The organism is Allobaileyella intestinalis, assembly GCF_009695865.1.
Taxonomy (GTDB): domain Bacteria; phylum Bacillota; class Clostridia; order Peptostreptococcales; family Anaerovoracaceae; genus Allobaileyella; species Allobaileyella intestinalis.
In genome coordinates, this window is record NZ_VUNB01000003.1 from 300,836 (window position 1) to 318,801 (window position 17,966).

At 48.3% G+C, this 17,966-nt stretch carries 18 protein-coding genes; all 18 read left to right on the top strand.

The window, feature by feature from the left end; all coding sequences use genetic code 11:
- Nucleotides 1-183 precede the first annotated feature (183 nt).
- The 18 genes from FYJ66_RS04830 to FYJ66_RS04915 all read left to right on the top strand — a co-directional run bounded on the left by FYJ66_RS04830 (nucleotide 184) and on the right by FYJ66_RS04915 (nucleotide 17,845).
- Nucleotides 184-561 carry a hypothetical protein gene (locus FYJ66_RS04830; RefSeq protein WP_154572378.1) on the top strand — a complete coding sequence of 126 codons (378 nt, stop codon included), beginning with the start codon at nucleotides 184-186 and terminating at the stop codon, nucleotides 559-561.
- 310 nt (nucleotides 562-871) lie between these two features.
- Nucleotides 872-1,858, top strand: coding sequence for a phage replisome organizer N-terminal domain-containing protein (locus FYJ66_RS04835; RefSeq protein WP_154572379.1), 987 nt, complete (start codon nucleotides 872-874; stop codon nucleotides 1,856-1,858).
- A 142-nt stretch (nucleotides 1,859-2,000) separates the two neighbouring features.
- Entirely contained in the window at nucleotides 2,001-2,834 is an 834-nt protein-coding gene (locus FYJ66_RS04840; RefSeq protein ID WP_154572380.1) for an ATP-binding protein, read from the top strand.
- A 157-nt stretch (nucleotides 2,835-2,991) separates the two neighbouring features.
- The gene (locus FYJ66_RS04845) at nucleotides 2,992-3,435 is read left to right on the top strand and encodes an RNA polymerase sigma factor (protein ID WP_154572381.1); all 444 of its coding nucleotides are present in this window, start codon (nucleotides 2,992-2,994) and stop codon (nucleotides 3,433-3,435) included.
- Nucleotides 3,422-3,631 (top strand): helix-turn-helix domain-containing protein, encoded by a 210-nt coding sequence (locus FYJ66_RS04850; protein ID WP_154572382.1) that lies wholly within the window; start codon nucleotides 3,422-3,424, stop codon nucleotides 3,629-3,631. The genes FYJ66_RS04845 and FYJ66_RS04850 overlap by 14 nt, the downstream gene beginning before the upstream one ends.
- 15 nt (nucleotides 3,632-3,646) lie before the next feature.
- Nucleotides 3,647-3,844 (top strand): excisionase, encoded by a 198-nt coding sequence (locus FYJ66_RS04855; protein ID WP_154572383.1) that lies wholly within the window; start codon nucleotides 3,647-3,649, stop codon nucleotides 3,842-3,844.
- 101 nt (nucleotides 3,845-3,945) lie between these two features.
- A complete protein-coding gene (locus FYJ66_RS04860) occupies nucleotides 3,946-5,175 on the top strand; it encodes a tyrosine-type recombinase/integrase (protein ID WP_154572384.1) in 1,230 nt (409 codons plus the stop codon).
- 510 nt (nucleotides 5,176-5,685) lie between these two features.
- Entirely contained in the window at nucleotides 5,686-7,467 is a 1,782-nt protein-coding gene (locus FYJ66_RS04865; RefSeq protein ID WP_154572385.1) for a hypothetical protein, read from the top strand.
- Nucleotides 7,468-7,488: 21 nt separating this feature from the next.
- Nucleotides 7,489-8,223, top strand: a complete 735-nt coding sequence (locus FYJ66_RS04870) for a CpsB/CapC family capsule biosynthesis tyrosine phosphatase (protein WP_154572386.1) — start codon at nucleotides 7,489-7,491, stop codon at nucleotides 8,221-8,223.
- A gap of 46 nt (nucleotides 8,224-8,269) precedes the next feature.
- Complete coding sequence (locus FYJ66_RS04875; RefSeq protein WP_154572387.1) at nucleotides 8,270-9,013, top strand: YveK family protein; 744 nt, start codon at nucleotides 8,270-8,272, stop codon at nucleotides 9,011-9,013.
- Between the two features lie 2 nt (nucleotides 9,014-9,015).
- Complete coding sequence (locus FYJ66_RS04880) at nucleotides 9,016-9,699, top strand: CpsD/CapB family tyrosine-protein kinase (protein ID WP_154572388.1); 684 nt, start codon at nucleotides 9,016-9,018, stop codon at nucleotides 9,697-9,699.
- 4 nt (nucleotides 9,700-9,703) lie between these two features.
- Nucleotides 9,704-10,717: an LCP family protein gene (locus FYJ66_RS04885; protein WP_154572389.1), complete on the top strand. Its 1,014-nt coding sequence runs from the start codon at nucleotides 9,704-9,706 to the stop codon at nucleotides 10,715-10,717.
- A 58-nt stretch (nucleotides 10,718-10,775) separates the two neighbouring features.
- Nucleotides 10,776-12,203 (top strand): sugar transferase, encoded by a 1,428-nt coding sequence (locus FYJ66_RS04890; protein WP_206156994.1) that lies wholly within the window; start codon nucleotides 10,776-10,778, stop codon nucleotides 12,201-12,203.
- A 207-nt stretch (nucleotides 12,204-12,410) separates the two neighbouring features.
- On the top strand, nucleotides 12,411-13,430 hold the full coding sequence (locus tag FYJ66_RS04895) for a GHMP family kinase ATP-binding protein (protein ID WP_154572391.1): 1,020 nt from the start codon (nucleotides 12,411-12,413) through the stop codon (nucleotides 13,428-13,430).
- Nucleotides 13,431-14,729, top strand: coding sequence for a D-glycero-beta-D-manno-heptose 1,7-bisphosphate 7-phosphatase (gene gmhB / locus FYJ66_RS04900; protein WP_154572392.1), 1,299 nt, complete (start codon nucleotides 13,431-13,433; stop codon nucleotides 14,727-14,729).
- On the top strand, nucleotides 14,726-15,358 hold the full coding sequence (locus tag FYJ66_RS04905; RefSeq protein WP_235897360.1) for a D-sedoheptulose-7-phosphate isomerase: 633 nt from the start codon (nucleotides 14,726-14,728) through the stop codon (nucleotides 15,356-15,358). Before gmhB ends, FYJ66_RS04905 begins: the two co-directional genes overlap by 4 nt.
- Before the next feature lie 28 nt (nucleotides 15,359-15,386).
- On the top strand, nucleotides 15,387-16,661 hold the full coding sequence (locus FYJ66_RS04910) for a glycosyltransferase (protein WP_154572394.1): 1,275 nt from the start codon (nucleotides 15,387-15,389) through the stop codon (nucleotides 16,659-16,661).
- A complete protein-coding gene (locus FYJ66_RS04915; RefSeq protein ID WP_154572395.1) occupies nucleotides 16,661-17,845 on the top strand; it encodes a glycosyltransferase family 4 protein in 1,185 nt (394 codons plus the stop codon). The genes FYJ66_RS04910 and FYJ66_RS04915 overlap by 1 nt, the downstream gene beginning before the upstream one ends.
- Nucleotides 17,846-17,966: the final 121 nt, after the last annotated feature.

Genomic DNA, 17,966 nt, shown 5'->3' on the forward strand with positions numbered 1-17,966 from the left:
AAGGCAGTAACATCCACATCCTCTACACGCCCGCCAAGAGGTTCCTGCCGAGGAGAAGGACTGTCCGCCGCTTGAAGCAGTTTTCAATGCTTTCGATGGCCGTAGAGTTCCAAACAAAACTCGAAGGCCGTCGGAAGGGTTGGAAACTGCGGGCGTCAATGGCAAAATAGCAGGTGGCTCCGGATGAGAGAAAGGATTCTTATGGCCACAATTTCTGATTACGACGAGAAGATAGAAAAGAAGAAGGATGAAATCGTTCGGCTCGAAGCCCGCAGGAAAGCCCTTCTCCGAAAGGAGCGGGAGAGGGAGAGAAAGTGGAAGACGGCCTTCCAGAACACCATCGGGGAAATTGTGGTGCAGGCGGTCGGATGCGGATGGCAGGAGCTTAACCTTGAGCTGTTTCAGGCTTGGCTAGAGGAAGCCATCGGCGGAAGTCAGCCGCCGGTTGTCCTTTCGGAGTCCACGCCGGAGGATGCGAAGAAGCGCTGCGATGCCTTCCGCAAAAAACCGCCTGTCGGCAGGAAGGCGGGCATGGGAGACGGGGCGTCAGATTTGCAATAGGTTTCGTATGGGGAAAACAGACGCAACGTGAAAAGGCCAGCCGGGAAGGCTGGCCTTTTCTTGTCTGCCCCGGAACACAGTTCCAAGCAGAAAGGACGCTGCCTACTATAACGCACCGTCTTCACAGACGCAAGTTTTCGTCCTGGCTGGCACGGAGGACGCTTTTCACGTGTCACTTATGGGCGATGAAGGAACTGTGAACTGGAAACCATGCCCGGTTTGCGTGTAGAAAGATAGTATAGTAGCAACCTAGTAAAGTAGCATACAAGCACGATAGATTGCCCCGCATCTAGCAGAAAGGACAAACGAGATGGCTGGCATGAAATGGATAAAGCTTTCGACCAATATCTTTGATGACGAGAAGATACTGCTCATTGAAACCCTTCCAGAGCACGACTCGATACTCGTCATCTGGTTCAAGCTCCTCTGCCTTGCTGGAAAGCACTGCACCGACGGCATCTTTCTCATGAACGACCGGATTCCCTACACGGACGAGATGCTGGCTGCGATATTCCGCCGGCCGCTGAACACCATCCGCCTTGCGCTCGCCACCTTCGAGCAGTACGGCATGATTGAAATCATCAACGACACCATCACGATGCCGAACTGGGAAAAGCACCAGAACATCGAAGCGATGGACCGGAAGAAGGCCGCCGACCGCGAGCGGCAGCGCCGCTTCCGAGAGAAGCAGCGCGAGCAGCTTATGGGCGGCGAGCTGATGATTGGGCAGGGGCTTCCCCGAAACGACGAAGGCGAGCTGCTCCTTGGGGAGACCCAACCGAACCCGGCGGACAGTGAAGAAACGATGAAGGCAGGGCATGAAGAAATAGTGGAGTCGTGTGCAGCAAATTGTGGAGGAAAGATGGAGACAGGCAGCATTTCCCCAGCTCAGAGGGGTGTCACGCGTGACATACGCGTTAGTCACGCTCCCGTCACGCATACAGATGTAGATGAAGATGAAGAAAAAGAACATCTATCTCCATCTACAGCTGTAAGGACGGCTCCATCTCTGGAAGAGGTTCAGGAGTACTTTCACTCACACGGACTCTCCGTGGATGCGCGGAGGTTCTTTGAGGTCAACGAAAAGCGCGGCTGGGTCACTAAGAACGGCAGGCCGGTGGATGACTGGAAGAAGCTGGCGGAGACGTGGAATCTGCATGAGAAGCCGGCCCGTGCATCCCTGCCGTCTGGTGGCAGGACCCCCGCTTCGCGTGTTCCGACTCCCGAGGAGATTATGCGCAGGTACGGGTGCAGCCGGGAGCAGGCGGTGCAGATGCTTGAAGAGGACCTTTATTAAAAGAACCCCGCAGGAGCCTGTCAGGACGCATTTGACGCCCTGTTTCTCCCCCACATGAGGGGAAACACATGGCGTGGGCGGTTAACCCCACAGAACGGCTCTGAGCGTCTTGTCGGGCGATGTGGCAGAAAGGACAGCAGGTATGGGAACTGAGAAGGAAGGAACGGCTGCCGGTGCAGCCGGCAGGGCGGATTTTCGGAACGAGGACGGCATCCTCATCTGCGGGGTCTGCGGGAAGCCGAAGGAAATGCGCCTTCCCCCGATTTTTGATGAAAAGGAAGGACACATTGTCCATGTTCTCTGCGACTGCGAGAAAAGGAGGGAGCGGGAGCGGGAGGAGCAGGAGAAGCGGAAGGCCCTCGCCGAGAGGGCGGAGCGGCTTCGCAACGAATGTTTCCCGAACAGCGGGTTCTACAAGGTCTGCACCTTCCAGAAGGACGATGGGCGCAACCCGTTTCAGTCATCTGCCTGCCAGAGATTTGCTGCGACCTTCGACAGGCAGGACCCGAACGGCCTTCTGCTCTGGGGAGACGTGGGGACCGGCAAGTCGTTCATGTCCTCCTGCATCGCCAACGCTGTCATCGACCTCGGGTTTAGCGCGTTGCAGACGGATATCGGTTACATCGTGTCCACCATGGAATCGTCCTTCGAGGACCGGAGAAGAAATCTCGACCGGATTCTGGGCACGGACCTGCTGCTCATTGAAGACCTCGGCACGCAGCGCTGCACGGAGTACATGATGGAGCACGTGTTCACGGTTGTCGATGGCCGTTATAAGAACGGGAAGCCGATGGTGATTACCACGAACTTTACGCTGAATCGAATCTCCCATGCGAGGAGCGAGGACCCTTGGTGCCGCGTATTCGACCGCATCTTGGAGCGGTGCTTTCCCATCGAGTTCAAAGGAACGAACCGCCGCCGCGAGAACGGTCTGGAAATGCGGAAGGCGATGAGGAAGAAGCTGGGCATCGAGTAGCACCGGAAGGCTCTCTGCCGGGTTCCTGCAATCGCAAAATCCGTCCTAGCTTCAAGAAGCGTCCCTGCGGAAATCCCGCCGGGACGCTTCTGTTTTCAGACACTTTGGCAAAAACGCTCCTTGATTCCGTGAACTAAGTGAAGAAAGGAGGAACCAAATGATATCTGACAATGAGAAAAAGGCGGTCGTGCAGATGTTCTGCGCCTTCTGCAAGAAGACTCTGAAAAACGCGCGGACGGACCTGATGCGCGAGATGGCAAAGAACCAACGGAGGGAGAAGCTGTTTTCCGAGATGAGCGAAGCGGAACTCAATCGTCTCCGCGTCCCGGACGAGCAGGCGTTTCCGCCGGCTGAGGTTGTTTTCGAGGTCTGCGGGCTTTCCATCGGGGTTGTGGATGAAGAGCTTGCGGACGCGCTGGCGGTGTTGCAGGAGGATGACCGGTCCATCGTACTTCTCTCCTACTTCGCTGGATGGACAGACAAGCGCATCGCGTCCTTTTTGGGCCGCCCCCGCTCCACCGTCCAGTATCGCAGGTTTAAGGCACTTCGACAGCTGCGCATGCTGTTGAGGGGAGAGGAGGTTGACGATGTTGACGTATGAGACCGTGGCCGCCGCCACAAAAGGCTGCCTGCTGGAAACAACGGAAGTGCTGGACTACTTTGACGGGTTCATTGACCGGCTTTGCACCCATTCCTTCATGGACGCCGCCGGTCATGTGGAGCGCGGGGTTGACATGTACATGAAATCCTACCTTCAGGGAAAGCTCCTCCGCGCGATTCTGCGTTTCAAGGTGTGAGGAAAGGAGGACACGATGAAGGCAGAGGTGCCGATTTGGGAAAAGTCCAACCTGACATTGGAGGAAGCCGCCGCCTACTCCGGCATCGGGACCGGGAAGCTGCGGCAAATCACGGATGACGAGAACTGCAAGTTCGTGCTCTGGAACGGCAGCAAGCGCCTGATAAAGCGCCGCCTGCTCGACGAGTACCTTGCGAAGAGCTATTCCATTTGACCATTCTTTCAGGGATATTTCAGAAAGCTGGACGTAGAAGCACGTGCTTGGTAAAATAAAAGCAGGTACGTGCTTCTGTCTTGTGGAAAGGAGACCACAGGATGGAAAGACGGAAAGATAACAAACACAGAGTTTTGAAGGAGGGAGAATACCAGAGGAAGAACCAGACCTACGAGTATCGCTGGAAGGACGGGACGGGCGTAAGCCATTCCGTCTATGCAAAGTCACTGGACGAGCTACGCGAGAAGGAAAACGCGGTCCGGAAGGACTCGCTTGACCACATCCGGGCAGACGCGAAAAACCTGACGATAAATGACCTGTTCGGCATGTGGAAGAAGCTGAAACGCGGGCTGAAAGATAATACGTTCTGCAATTACTGCTACATGTACACCGAGTTTGTCTCGACGGGGTTTGGCGAGCGCAGGATTCAGGACTTGAAACGGTCGGATGTGCGGAACTTCTACAACAGCCTCTCCGACAACCGGGGACTCAAGTCGGCAACCATCGACAACGTTCATACGGTCCTCCATCAGGTGTTGCAGGTGGGAGTTGAGGACGATTACCTCCGCTATAACCCGTCAGACAATGCCCTCCGGGAGCTGAAGAAGGCACATGCAGGCGATGGCTTGAAGCGCAGGGCCTTAACACAGGAGCAGCAGGAGCTTCTGGAACGGTTTCTGAAAAAGCCGGGACCGATGCATCACTGGTACCCGATTGTAGAGGGCATGCTCTGGACGGGCATGAGGGTCGGCGAGATTACCGGCCTGCGCTGGGAAGATGTTGACTTCGAGAAGAATGAAATCTCGGTCAACCATACCCTTGTCTACTATTCGCATCGGCAGGAAAACACCGTCTGCACCTTTGCCATCAACACGCCAAAGACAAAGGCGGGGGAAAGAATCATTCCGATGGTTCCGAGGGTTCGGGAAGCCTTTCTGGAAGAGAAGCAGTTGCAGAAAGAGTTTGGGATAACCTGCAAGTCCGTCATTGACGGATATACCAACTTTGTTTTTCTGAATCGCTTCGGCGAGGTGTATCACCAAAGCACAGTGAACAAGGCCCTCCGCCGGATAATCCGCGATTGCAACTTCGAGGTGCTGGACAATGCTGCCAATAACGCCAACCCGGTTCTGCTGCCACATTTCAGCTGCCACTACCTGCGACATACATTCGCAACAAGAATGGTGGAGCAGGGAGTAAACGTGAAGGTAATGCAGGACGTTCTGGGGCACGCAGACGCGCAAACGACGATGAACATTTACGCGGACGTGACAAAGGACCTGCGGGACCGTGAGTTGCGGAATTTCTCCGATTCGTTTGGTAAAAAGTGACGCTTACCAACGGATTACCAACGATTTACCAAAAGTTATGGAGAGATACGAACGCGTGTGAAATTTGTCCCCGCCGAAGGACCTCTGGACGGGCAGTGATGGAGGGATATGAAGGGTTACAAAGTTCAGGGGCACGTCTCCCGACCATGAAGCCTGAAAGCAAATAACCCGCTGCATGGTGATGCAGCTACCTTAAGAATTGATAATCCCACTGTGCACTGCAAAGATCTGCCACGGAAAACCCGGGAACTTCTTTGCAGGCTGAACAGCGGGATTTTCGTTTGGAATATTGGAATATCTGCGGGATAGGAAAAATCACAGATTCTGATTCAACAGTTCGAACCTCGGTCACCCGTAAACACCCGCAGGCATTACCGCAATCGCCCGCAAAAACCATAACAGGAAGAATAAACTGACTCTTTCTGAAAGAATACAGTTTATAACTAAATATACAAACGAATTTGCAAATAAATGTACCGAAATACCCATGGGGGAGGGGTATAATGCAATATGTGTGAAATTTTAACATCAGATTGGAGCAAACCTTTGAGGCGGCAAGGACATTTTTTCTTAGTAGCAGCCATTGCGCTGACCGTAATATTTTCAGGATGCCCGGCAGCCGGCACACTGGCAGACTCAGGCCTGTCCCTGAAGACCGGCTCCGCGGTTCATACAATCTTTGAGCCTGCAGGAGCTGTCTACGCTGATACTGAAGACAGCAGCGAAAGGCCTGAAGAGGGAGACTCTTCAGATGCAAAAGGCGCAATCATCACCGACTACGATTATGACATTCCGGACACCGAGGGCCTTAGCGACAACGAACTTAAGATAAGCCACCTGATCCGTCAGCAGTTTTCCTGCGATGGCCGCATCTACATGGCCTACGGATCATATATCTCCCAGATGGAAAGATACATGAAACAGGATGGAGTTGACCTCAGCGATTCTGAGACAGCAGACGCCATCAGGATGCTGCAGGATCCACAGAACGTGCGGACAGGAGCAGCATCAGGGTACTTCTACCAGATAGGAGGCAAACCTGCTAACAAAGACGGTATGGGCGGCACAGACTACGATGGCAAGCTTTTTCCTGAATTCAGCCAGGATATGGAGCGGTTCTGGGACAAGACTGAATACCACAAATCCGCTTTATACAAGAACAACAAGAAATACATAGAAGAATCCGGCAACCATGTTTACGAGAGCCAGACGGCAATGCGCCGGGAACTCAGGGAAGTCATGACCATGAGCCGCGTGTACAACAACACACTGCGCCAGAGGCCGGCCAACCCGTCAGTTGCCGCAATTCCAGTTTCAAGTGGAAAAGGAATGATTCTCACTGCCGCAGAAATCGGCCTTCTGATTCTGACGGTCGTTGTTTTTGCGGGGCTCTGGAAGAAGAGAACACTGATTTTCTTCAATGAGGCATCTCACAGAAGAGCCGGATCTACCCACGAAGGCAGGAAGAAAGCAAGAAAAGCAGCCAGCACAGTAATGATCCTTTCAGTAGGACTGAACCTGTGCGTGGCTTTTTCTGGTATTACATATCTGACCACAGCAGCCTCTGACCGGTATGCGGAAGAATCCATGGACAACAGCGGAGTCTCCCAGCACGCCTACACCATTTTCAGAGACGACGTACACAACTATCTGAAATCCAGGAAGATTCCACAGAACTCCCTGGACATCGCCCTGACATACAGGGATTTCAGCCTGGATCAGACATCAGGAATCCAGTGGTCCCAGCCAAAGCAGGGAAAAACCTCGAAGGCCAATGGTGAGGCCACTGAAGCAGTGCTACCTGAGTCAGTAGAGGGCCAGCTCCAGCTTATGGCATATATTTCGAAGAACGACAACAATACCCTGAGAGCAGACCTGCTGAACATCTACAGAAAGGATTTGTCCACAGACGGAGGTACAGTCATCGCTCAGCTGAGAGACGATGTAAGCCACAGATTCATGGTTCCTCTCATTTTGGGTGTTGTGAACCTGATTCTGGGAATACTGATACTCCTTTCAGAACACCACTACCTTCACCGGGGAATAAAAGAACTGACCAGAGGACTGGCCCTGGGCCTGGGACTCTGGACCCTGGCACTGGGATTTTTCACAATAACGAAACCATATCAGTCACTGGCTCTTAAGTCCGATGACGGCTATGTGCTCTGGAACACCATGATGAGCGGAGCTACAACCACAATGCTTGCTCTCCTTGGAGGAGGGGCAGTCATTACCATCATTCTGGGGTTTGTCAGCAGGCAGATGAGGAAAAACAAGATTAGAAACAACTAATTTACAGCAGAAGGAAAGAAATTGGATAACACTTATATAGCAGATATTCACAGTCACATACTCCCCGGCGTGGACGACGGAGCAAAGGATCCGGAAACCTCAGCACGGCTGCTGAGCAAGGCCTACGAGGAAGGAACAAGGATCCTGTTCTTCACACCCCATTACCAGAGAGGACGAAACAAATACAAACCACAGAATCTGGACGCCCTGTACAACGCCATCGCAAGAGTAATCGGATCAAGATGGCCGGACATGAAGCTGTACCTGGGCAACGAAGTCTATTATGAGCCTGGCATCAAGGAAGATCTGAAAGCCGGCCTCATCCATACCATGGCAGGCACAAGATACGTGCTTGTGGAATTCAGCAGGAGTACATCGGTGAAAAATGTTTTCCGGGCAGTCCGGGAGGTTACGGCCGACGGTCACAAGATGATCGTAGCCCACGTTGAGCGGTATCCGGCCCTGGTGGAAGACCGGGAAAGCATGGAGAAGCTGAAGGACATGGGCGTGCTTTTTCAGATGAATGCAGAGGCCCTTAGGAAAAAAGGATTCTTCGCCGGCAAGGAGCTTAAGGGAAACGAGGGCCTTGTTTCTCAGGGCCTCATAAGCTTTATTGGATCAGATTCCCACAGCGTGGACCTGAGGCCGCCGGAGATCGCCTTCGCCGCAGACAGAATCAGAAAGCTTAACCCGGAAATGGCAGATCAGATAATTTCCGGAAATGCCCGGGACCTGGTCAGTGGCAAGATCCTGTAACATTACTACGACGTTAATTAATTAAACATAAAACAAAGGAAAGAACATGAACGAAGAGAGATACGAAGAAGCGGTCGAAATCGATCTGGTGGACTTGTTCAGTTACTACGCAAGACACCTGACCGCCATCATCCTTGTAACGGTGGTAGCCGCAGTAGTTGGCCTGGCCGGTACAAAACTCATCATTACCCCTCTTTACGAGTCCAGCAGCATGATCTACATCACAGCCACATCTGGAGATGCAGCTTCCAACCTTCTGTCTAACCTGCAGGCCGGAACAGCTCTTACTGCAGACTACAAGACCCTGGTCACCAGCAGACCTGTTCTGGAGAAGGTTATAGACGACCTGAGACTTAAGGAGAGTTACAAAGAGCTGAGCGAAAAAGTCACAGCCGACAACCCTCAGGATACCCACATCCTTCAGATTACAGTAAAGGACCCGGATCCAAGGCGGGCCAAGAGAATTGTTGACGACCTTACAACTATTACTGTAGATCAGGTTGCAAAGGTCATGGACACCAACAAGCCTAATGTCATTCAGATGGGTGAGGTGGCAAAGAAGCCGTCCAGCCCAAGCCTTCCGAAGAACACAGCAATAGCTGCACTTATAGGTCTTGTTCTCGCTCTTGGGGTGCTCACATTCAGATACATGAGAAATGACACCATAAACACACCTGAGGATGTTGAGAAATATCTGGGCCTGGACAACCTGGGGATGATCCCTCTGGGAGACGGAGGCAAGAAGAATAATCAGAAGGCCGGCAGAGTCCGCAGGAATCAGAGGAGGTAGGAATGAACGTAGTTCTGGATAATATCAGAGAGCTTAGTTTTGCAGAAAACGAAGCGTTCAAGACGCTGAGAACCAACGTGACTTTCTGCGGCGACGAGGTGAGAGCCATTGCTCTTACCAGCTCCATACCAAATGAAGGAAAGTCTGAAGTGTGCTTCAACCTGGCCAGATCATTTGCAGAAGACGGTAAGAAAGTTCTCCTGATCGATGCAGATATAAGAAACTCCGTGCTTCACGCCAGGCTCGGAGCCGACAGAGAGCTTATGGGACTGAGCCATCTGCTTTCAAGGAAGACTGACGTGGTGAGCAACGCAATAGCCACAACCAACATTCCTAACCTCAGCATCCTCTTTGCTGGGCCAAAAGCCCCAAACGCATCGGAGCAGCTGGGCAGCAAGCGATTCAAATCCCTGGTGAGCCAGCTCAGGTCCCACTACGACTACATAATCATCGACTGTCCGCCCCTTGGAGCAGTAATCGATGCAGCCATTATCGCCAAGCAGTGCGACGGAGCCATCATCGTAATAGAAGAAGGAACTATCAGCTATAAGCTTGTCAAGGGAGTTAAGGAACAGCTGGAGAAGAGCGGATGCCGCATCCTTGGCACCGTCCTGAACAAGGTAACCATACAGGGAAAAGGCTATGGCTATGGATATGGTTACGGTTACGGAGAAGAGGAGGATTAATTGAATGAAGACCAGAAGTGGAATTATCAAGATTATTACTACAGCGCTTATCCTTGTGCTGACAGTAACACTTCTTTCTTCCTGCGGCAGCCAGAAGAAGACAGAGACTAAGAAGGCTGCACAGCCTCAGAAATACAAGGGATACACCACCTTTGCATTCTTCGGTGTGGACAGCCGTGCTGAGGAAAACAAAGGACGCAGCGATGTCATCATGCTGATTACCATTAACAACGACAAGAAGTCTGTTAAGGTTACATCGGTATACAGAGACACCCTGCTGGATATTTCCGGAGATGGCAGTGACTTCGAGAAGTGCAATGCAGCTTACGCCTGGGATGGCCCGGAGGGAGCGGTGGACATGCTGGAGAGAAACCTTGATGTGAAGATTGACGGTTACTTCGCAAGCAACTTCAAGGCCGTTGCCGACGCAGTAGACACAGTTGGGGGCGTGAAGATTTACGTGCAGGATGCCGAAATCAAATACCTGAACAGCTATATCAAGGAATACAACGAGAAGTTCAACCAGAACATTCCAGACGTTACAGAGGCAGGAATGCAGCAGCTTAACGGCGGACAGGCAGTGGCCTACTCAAGAATCCGTTATCTGGAAGGTGGCGACTTCGCCCGTACCAGAAGACAGCAGAACGTTGTATCCCAGATGTTCCAGCAGATCAGAAAACTGGACAAGGATGAACAGAACAAGGTGTTCAGTGACCTTTATAAGACCGTAGACACAGACATGAGCAAGTCAGAGCTTATGAACATGGCCGACGTAATGATCAAGTACAACCTCAGCGATATGGGAGGATTCCCATATAAGAAATCGGGAAAGAACCTGGGCTCAAAGGGAGACTGCGTGATTCCATGTGATCTGGAAGAGAATGTTATTATGCTCCACAAGAAGGTTTACGGAGATAAGAACTACCAGCCTTCAGAAACTGTTAAGGACTACAGCAGCAAGATTGTAAACGAGACAGGACTTACGAAAGATGACGCTGCAGATTACGGTGACAAGTAGTCATAAGTAATCTGTACTGAACCCGTCAGAGTAGATGTTAGAAGAAAGGAGGTACACGATGCCAGCCATAAGAAATCACTGGTGGAAACATGTTGATTTCATTCTGCTTGATACATTGTTAATAGGCCTGGTATACGTGGTATCCCTTTCTGAACGGTTCGGGATCGAGCAGCTGGAGCTTATTATCTACCAGGAGACAGGTCTGGTAATAGTAATCGCCTCTCTTCTCATACCTATGGTTTTGCCAATTCACAAGAATATACTCAGAAGGTCTATTTACGAGGAGACCACCGCAACTGCTATTTACGTCACCCTGGTGGTCGCTTCCGTAGCCTTCTATCAGTATTTCCTGCAGATCGGGTCATTTTTCTCCAGAGGAGTATTTCTGATGACATGGGTGATTCCAATTCCCGTGATCATTGTGGTCAACCGCCTGGGAAGGAATGTGGTAGTCAGATACGTGGAAGCCAGGGGGCAGGTAGCACAGCTGATTCTGGTGGTAGATGATAACAGGCTTAAGGAATCTATTGAGCATTTGAAAGGGGACCAGGAAAACAGGTTCCACATCAAAGCTGCCTTTGTGGAGAACTCTTCTGCCAGCAACGGGGAACTCAGGAAGATCATTGATGAGTATGATCCGAAAATCGAATTGATAAGATCCAAGGAGGAATTCAGCCAGTACCGTGTTACCCACGCAGTAGATGAGGCGGCCATCAGCCTGACCGACGTCAACAGAATCAATGAGCTGACGGAGCAGCTTCTTGATTCAGGTTTGTCGATACACATAAACCTGAACCAGACCTTTGGAGAACTGCCTAACCAGAAACTTGAAACCTTTGGAGGAAAGCTGGCTATTCTGGCTGGAATAAGGCCTCACACAGGTTTTCAGATGTTCATAAAGAGAGCAGTGGACATTCTGGCCGGAATTGTTGGCCTGATTATTACAGGCGTCTTTATCCTGATTTACGGTCCTATTATCAAGCATCAGTCGCCTGGGCCAATATTCTACCAGCAGGAAAGAGTGGGACTGAACGGAAGAGTATTCAAGATCTACAAGTTCCGGTCCATGTATCCTGACGCCGATAAGCGCCTGGAGGAACTGAAGGAATCAAACAAGATGAACGGCCTGATGTTCAAGATGGACAATGATCCACGCATCATACCAATCGGCCATTTCATGCGGAAATATTCCATCGATGAATTTCCCCAGTTCCTCAATGTACTGAAGGGAGACATGTCCGCCGTGGGAACCAGACCTCCTACAGTAGGGGAATGGAAAGAATACGACCCACATCACCGGGCCCGTCTCTCAATGAAGCCGGGCATCACCGGCTTGTGGCAGGTGTCGGGCCGTTCCAACATTACAGACTTTGAAGAAGTGGTAAGACTGGACGTAAAATACATCCGCACCTGGTCGCTGATCAACGACTTCAAAATACTATGCAAAACAGTGAAGGTAGTGCTTAAAGGAGAAGGGGCTGAATAATAGAAGGACCAGAGAGCAGGATGACTATGAAATTGTCAGGTATCTCTAGTCCTATTTCAATAATAAACAAAAATATCATGATTAAATTTAAGAAGTCCTTAATTGTTTCTTTCGATAATTTCACAATGTTCTTGAGACTATTCGAGTAATTTTGAAGAAATAATGGCAAAAGGATACTAAAGGAACGAAAGGAAGAACTGAAATAATATGATTATCACAAAGACACCATTTCGTATGTCATTTTTTGGTGGCGGTACGGACATGGAGAGTTTCTTCAGAGTCCATGAAGGTGCGGTCATATCTACAACATTCGATAAATATTGCTATGTTAATGTAAGACATCTTCCTCCTTTTTTTGACTATAGTACAGAACTTTCGTATTCCAAAACAGAGCGGGTAGCATCTATTGATGCAATTCAGCATCCCGCAATTCGTAATGCAATGAAAATGCTTGATATGCACAATATTCGTCTTACCTATGAGGCGGATCTTCCGGCTCGTTCCGGTCTTGGTACTTCTTCATCTTTTGCTGTGGGAATGCTGAACGCTTTCTACGCACTTAAGGGTAAATACGCTGATAAGAAAAAACTGGCGGACGAAGCAATATATTTGGAAAGAATTCTCTGCGAGGAAGCCGGTGGATGGCAGGATCAGATTGCTGCCTCTTATGGCGGATTCAATCGGATTAACTTTCACAAAGATGGTACATATGATGTGCTTCCTATCATTATTTCTCCGGAGCGAAAGGCAAAGTTAGACCAGAACTTAATGATGTTTTTCACGGGATTTACCAGATTCTCTTCTAAAATACAGAAGACAAATGCTGCATCACCAGAGAAGAGGGAAGCGAAGGAAAAGCGACTGCTAGAGATGCTGGCACTCGTAGATGATGCAGAAAGTGTGCTGACTAATAATGAAAGAGATTTGGATGATTTCGGACGCAATCTTGATCACACATGGAAACTGAAGAGACAGACTGGAAGTGCAGTATCTACTTCCAATATAGATGAAATTTACAAAAGGGGAATTGAAGCCGGAGCGCTAGGCGGAAAACTTCTCGGAGCTGGTGGAGGCGGATTTTTCGTATTTTATGTACAACCTGAAAAAAGAGAAGCACTGAAAGCAGCAATGCGTGATCTTCTTTATGTTCCGTTCCACTTTGAAGATGGGGGATCCAGAGTCCTCTATTACTCACCGGAAGATTACGAAGTAAAGGGAAAAGCATAAATGAAAGTTGTGATTATGGCCGGTGGAAGAGGAACACGAATCGCTGAACTCTTTCCGGATATACCAAAACCTTTAATACCAATCGATGGTGTACCTGTTCTGGAGAGGGAGATTTGCTCTCTTCGGGAACAGGGCTTTGTTAATTATATTTTTACCGTCAGTCACATGGCGGATCAGATCATCGACTACTTCGGAGACGGAGAAAAGCTCGGTGTCCACATCGAATATTTCGTGGAGAACGAACCTCTAGGTAATGCCGGAGCTCTTTTCAAGATGCGCGACAAGCTTGATGGAGACTTCCTGCTCTTAAACGCTGACTCTGTATTTGACGTTGATTTTAATCGGTTTGTGGAATACCACAAGCAGAAAGGTGGACTTGTAACTCTATTCACTCATCCGAATTCTCATCCATATGACAGCGGGCTTATCATCGCGAATAAGGATGGAAGCGTTCATCAGTGGCTTACTAAGGAAGACGTAAGACCACAGTGGTATCAGAACCGCGTCAATGCCGGACTTCATGTAATCAACGCAAAAGTACTCGATATGGTAGATATTGATGTGGATACGATCGGCAAAGAAGTAAACGGTAAGAAAGTCAAAGTCGATCTGGACCGTCAGGTCTTAAAACCGCTGTGTGGGACAGGCAAGATGTTCTGTTACGACAGCCCGGAATATGTAAAAGATATGGGGACACCGGAACGGTTCAAAGGAGTCTGTGCCGACTTTGCACATGGGACTGTATCCTCCAAGAACTTGAAGAATAAGCAGAAGGCAATCTTTCTGGATCGTGATGGAACGATCAACAAGTACGTTGGTTTTCTTAGAGATATTAATGATTTTGAGTTGTTGCCCGGTGTGACAGAGGCAATCAGGAAAATTAATGCCTCCGGTTATCTTGCTATCGTTGTGACCAACCAGCCTGTGATCGCAAGAGGAGAGGTTACTTTTTATCAGCTACAGGAGATCCACAACAAGATGGAAACGCTTCTGGGGCAAGAAGGCGCATACCTTGATGCCATCTACTTCTGCCCGCATCATCCGGATAAGGGATTCGAAGGAGAAGTTCCGGAGCTGAAGATCGACTGCGACTGCAGAAAACCAAAGCCGGGAATGCTTCTTAAGGCAGCGGAAGGCTTCAACATTGATCTTAGCCAGTCATGGATGGTCGGTGACGGAAAGAACGACATCAAGGCTGGAAAAAATGCCGGATGCCATACCGCACTGATCGGCACGGAGGACTTCGGTCAGGAGAAGACGGTAGACAGCTTATTAGATTTTGTGAGGAACATATTTTGAATAAACAAATAAAAGTATTAATTGAACGATATCCCGAACTAAGCGTTTGCACAGAAGATATCGAGACGGCTTTTGAATACATGAAAAACAGCTATGAAGCTGGTGGTAAGCTTCTTGTTGCTGGAAATGGCGGATCCGCTGCAGATTCTGAGCATATCGTCGGTGAGCTGATGAAGGGATTCAAGAGAGCAAGAAAGCTTACATCAGCACAGCAGGAGAGTCTAAAGTCAGTGAATGAAGAGCTTGGCTCTGTTCTTGCAGAGAATCTTCAGGGCGCACTTCCTGCCATTGCTCTTGACGGTCATCCTGCACTGACCACAGCCTATATGAATGACTGCGAGCCACTTCTCTGCTTTGCCCAGCAGGTGAACGGTTATGGAAAGAAAGAGGATGTCTTCCTTGGAATTTCCACATCCGGCAACAGTAAGAATGTTCTATATGCGGCCACAGTTGCTAAGGCAAAGGGAATGAAGGTTGTAGGGCTTACCGGTCAGAAAGACAGCAAGTTAATGGATCTTGCTGATGTGACGATCCAGGTTCCACAGACAGAGACATACATGATTCAGGAGCTTCACCTTCCTGTGTATCACTGTCTGTGCCTGATGCTGGAAGACGAATTTTTTGATTAAACAAATGTACTTAAGGCGGGGGAGCAAAATGCAGAACGAAACCAATAAGAAAAAAACAATATTGTTCGTTATGCCCAGATTGCCTTTTCCAGCAACTTCTGGCAGAAAGACATCTCTTTATCACTATTGCAGGATTCTTTCTAAGGATCTTGGATATCGATTGGTTGTTACTGCATTCCTGGAAGGCGGGGATGACCCAAGGGAAAAACCGGATTTTATCGACAGACTTGTTGTACTGCCGTCATCTTCTAGCAAGTCAAAGGTTTCCAATATTATACAACATTCCTTCATTAAGAAAGACTGGCCGATGCAGGTGGCACTTTACTGGAATCCGAAGGCGAAGGAAATAGTGAATTGTGTATTCCAAGAAGAAAAACCATTTGCTGTAATCGGAGACATGGTTCGTTCCACAGAATATATAAAGGACTTACCGACTTATCGTATTGCGGATCTTGATGACAGGATCTCTCTGAGATACCAGAGACAACTGGATACTGATATTGATGGCATCAATCCTTATGGCGCCTATATTAATGCGGTACCATCCGTCATGAGAAAACCGCTTCTTAATACATCAGTTAAAACCAAAGTAGTAAAAAATGAAATTAATCTGCTCCACAAATATGAACTCAAAATGGGGCAAGTATGCGATAAAACTATTTTCGTAGCGACAAAGGAAGCAAAACAGTTCAATAAAGAACTGAAAAAAGAAAAAGCTACAGCTGTTCCGATTGGAGTTGATGTGGATTTCTTTCAGCCTAGGCACGTGAAAGTCAAGAAAAATGTGATTGGATTTCTTGGAGCTATGAGTGTGGCTCACAATGAGTTTGCTGCCAGACACTTTATTCATGACATTTTACCGCTAGTGCTAAAAAGAGTACCGGATGCCAAGTTCATGGTAATTGGTGGAGGAGCAAATGAACAGCTCAGATCGCTTGCATCAGAACATGTTGTATTTACGGGACGAGTTCCGGATGTGCGAGACTATCTGGAGAGGTGTAAGGTTTTTGTTTGCCCGATGACCTTTGGCAGTGGTATTAAGACGAAGAATTTGGAAGCAATGTCTATGGGTCTTCCGATTGTAACTACCAGCATCGGAGCAGAAAACATTGACCTAGCCAATTCTAAAGAATGGTTTGTCACAGATAAAGATGTGGAGTTTGCTGATCGTGTAGCAGATATTCTGCATAATGACCATCTTAGAGAAGAGATGGGTTGTAGAGCATCAGCTTACATACGAGAGAACTGGACATGGAAGACTGCTGAAACAAAGTTCAGCGAAATATTAGGCGAGACAATATAATGAACATTTTATGGATAACGCTGGAGTCAATTCTACCTGCTAATTCAGGTGGCCGGCTTGGTGTCTTTAAGCGGTTAGAACAAGTTGCAAGAACAGAGAATATCTTTTTGTTTTATCCGTATGACTCAGTATCTGAAGAACAGGAAATAGAAGAGCTGAAAAAATACTGTAAAGAAGTCCATGCATATAGACGTGGTGATAATAATAAATCAGCATTAAAAGAGATTGCTAAATACCCATTTACTGTTAGCTCACGCCATATTCGTGCTATGCAGCAGGACATCCAGAAGTGCCTTGATACAAAAAATATTGATGTGATAAATGTAGATTTTCCACATATGTGCGTTGATCTTCTTGGTATTAAGACTTCTGCTCCTATTGTTTTGAATGAACACAATATCGAGTGGAAAGTATATCGGATGATCTCATCCAGCCAGAAACATCCTCTTAAGAAACTTATGTATTGGATCGATTCTTATCGACTGAAGAAATATGAAAAGTGTATCTTTTCACAACTTCCAATTAAAATAGTGACCTTTGTGTCCGATAAAGATATGGATTATATGGCTAAGAAAGGGCCAATTACAAAAGAGAAGCCAGTTCTCATTCCTGTTGGCGCAGACCATATGACAGAGTTACCAGAAAAGAAGCACGACGGACATAATATTATGTTCGTAGGTAAAATGTCTTACGGACCGAACATAGAAGCCGCCGAGTGGTTTGCCAATGCAGTCTTTCCTAAGATTTTAGAAAAAGTTCCTGATGCTAAGTTTTATATCGTTGGGAAAGATCCTGATGAAGCAGTTAAAGGATTAGAGCGTGAAAATATTGTTGTTACTGGTATGGTTGATTCTGTTGAACCATATTATGCTTCATCTGATCTTGTTGTATTACCACTAAAAAACGGTGGGGGAGTTAAAGTTAAATTATTAGAGGCTGTAAGTTATAAGAAATACATTGTTTCCACGTCTGTGGGAGTAGAGGGAACTCTATATGCTGATGGAAAAACAATTCCAGTAAGCAATAAAGATAATGAGTTTGCGGAAATGTGTTTATCGGCGCTGTTCAGAAATGAGGAAGCTTATCAGCGAATGAATAGCGCTTATGATATTTTCATTGAAAATTACACTTGGGAGAGCATTGGAAGAAAATATGTTCAAACTCTGACTCATATATGTGAATAATAATGACCGAGAGGGAATTACATGTTTCATTATTTTGAAAATATACACAGGGATTGGTACTTAAATAAATTCTGTGCATCATCATTGTATCCCAATAAACTTAGACCTTTTTTTTTTATCG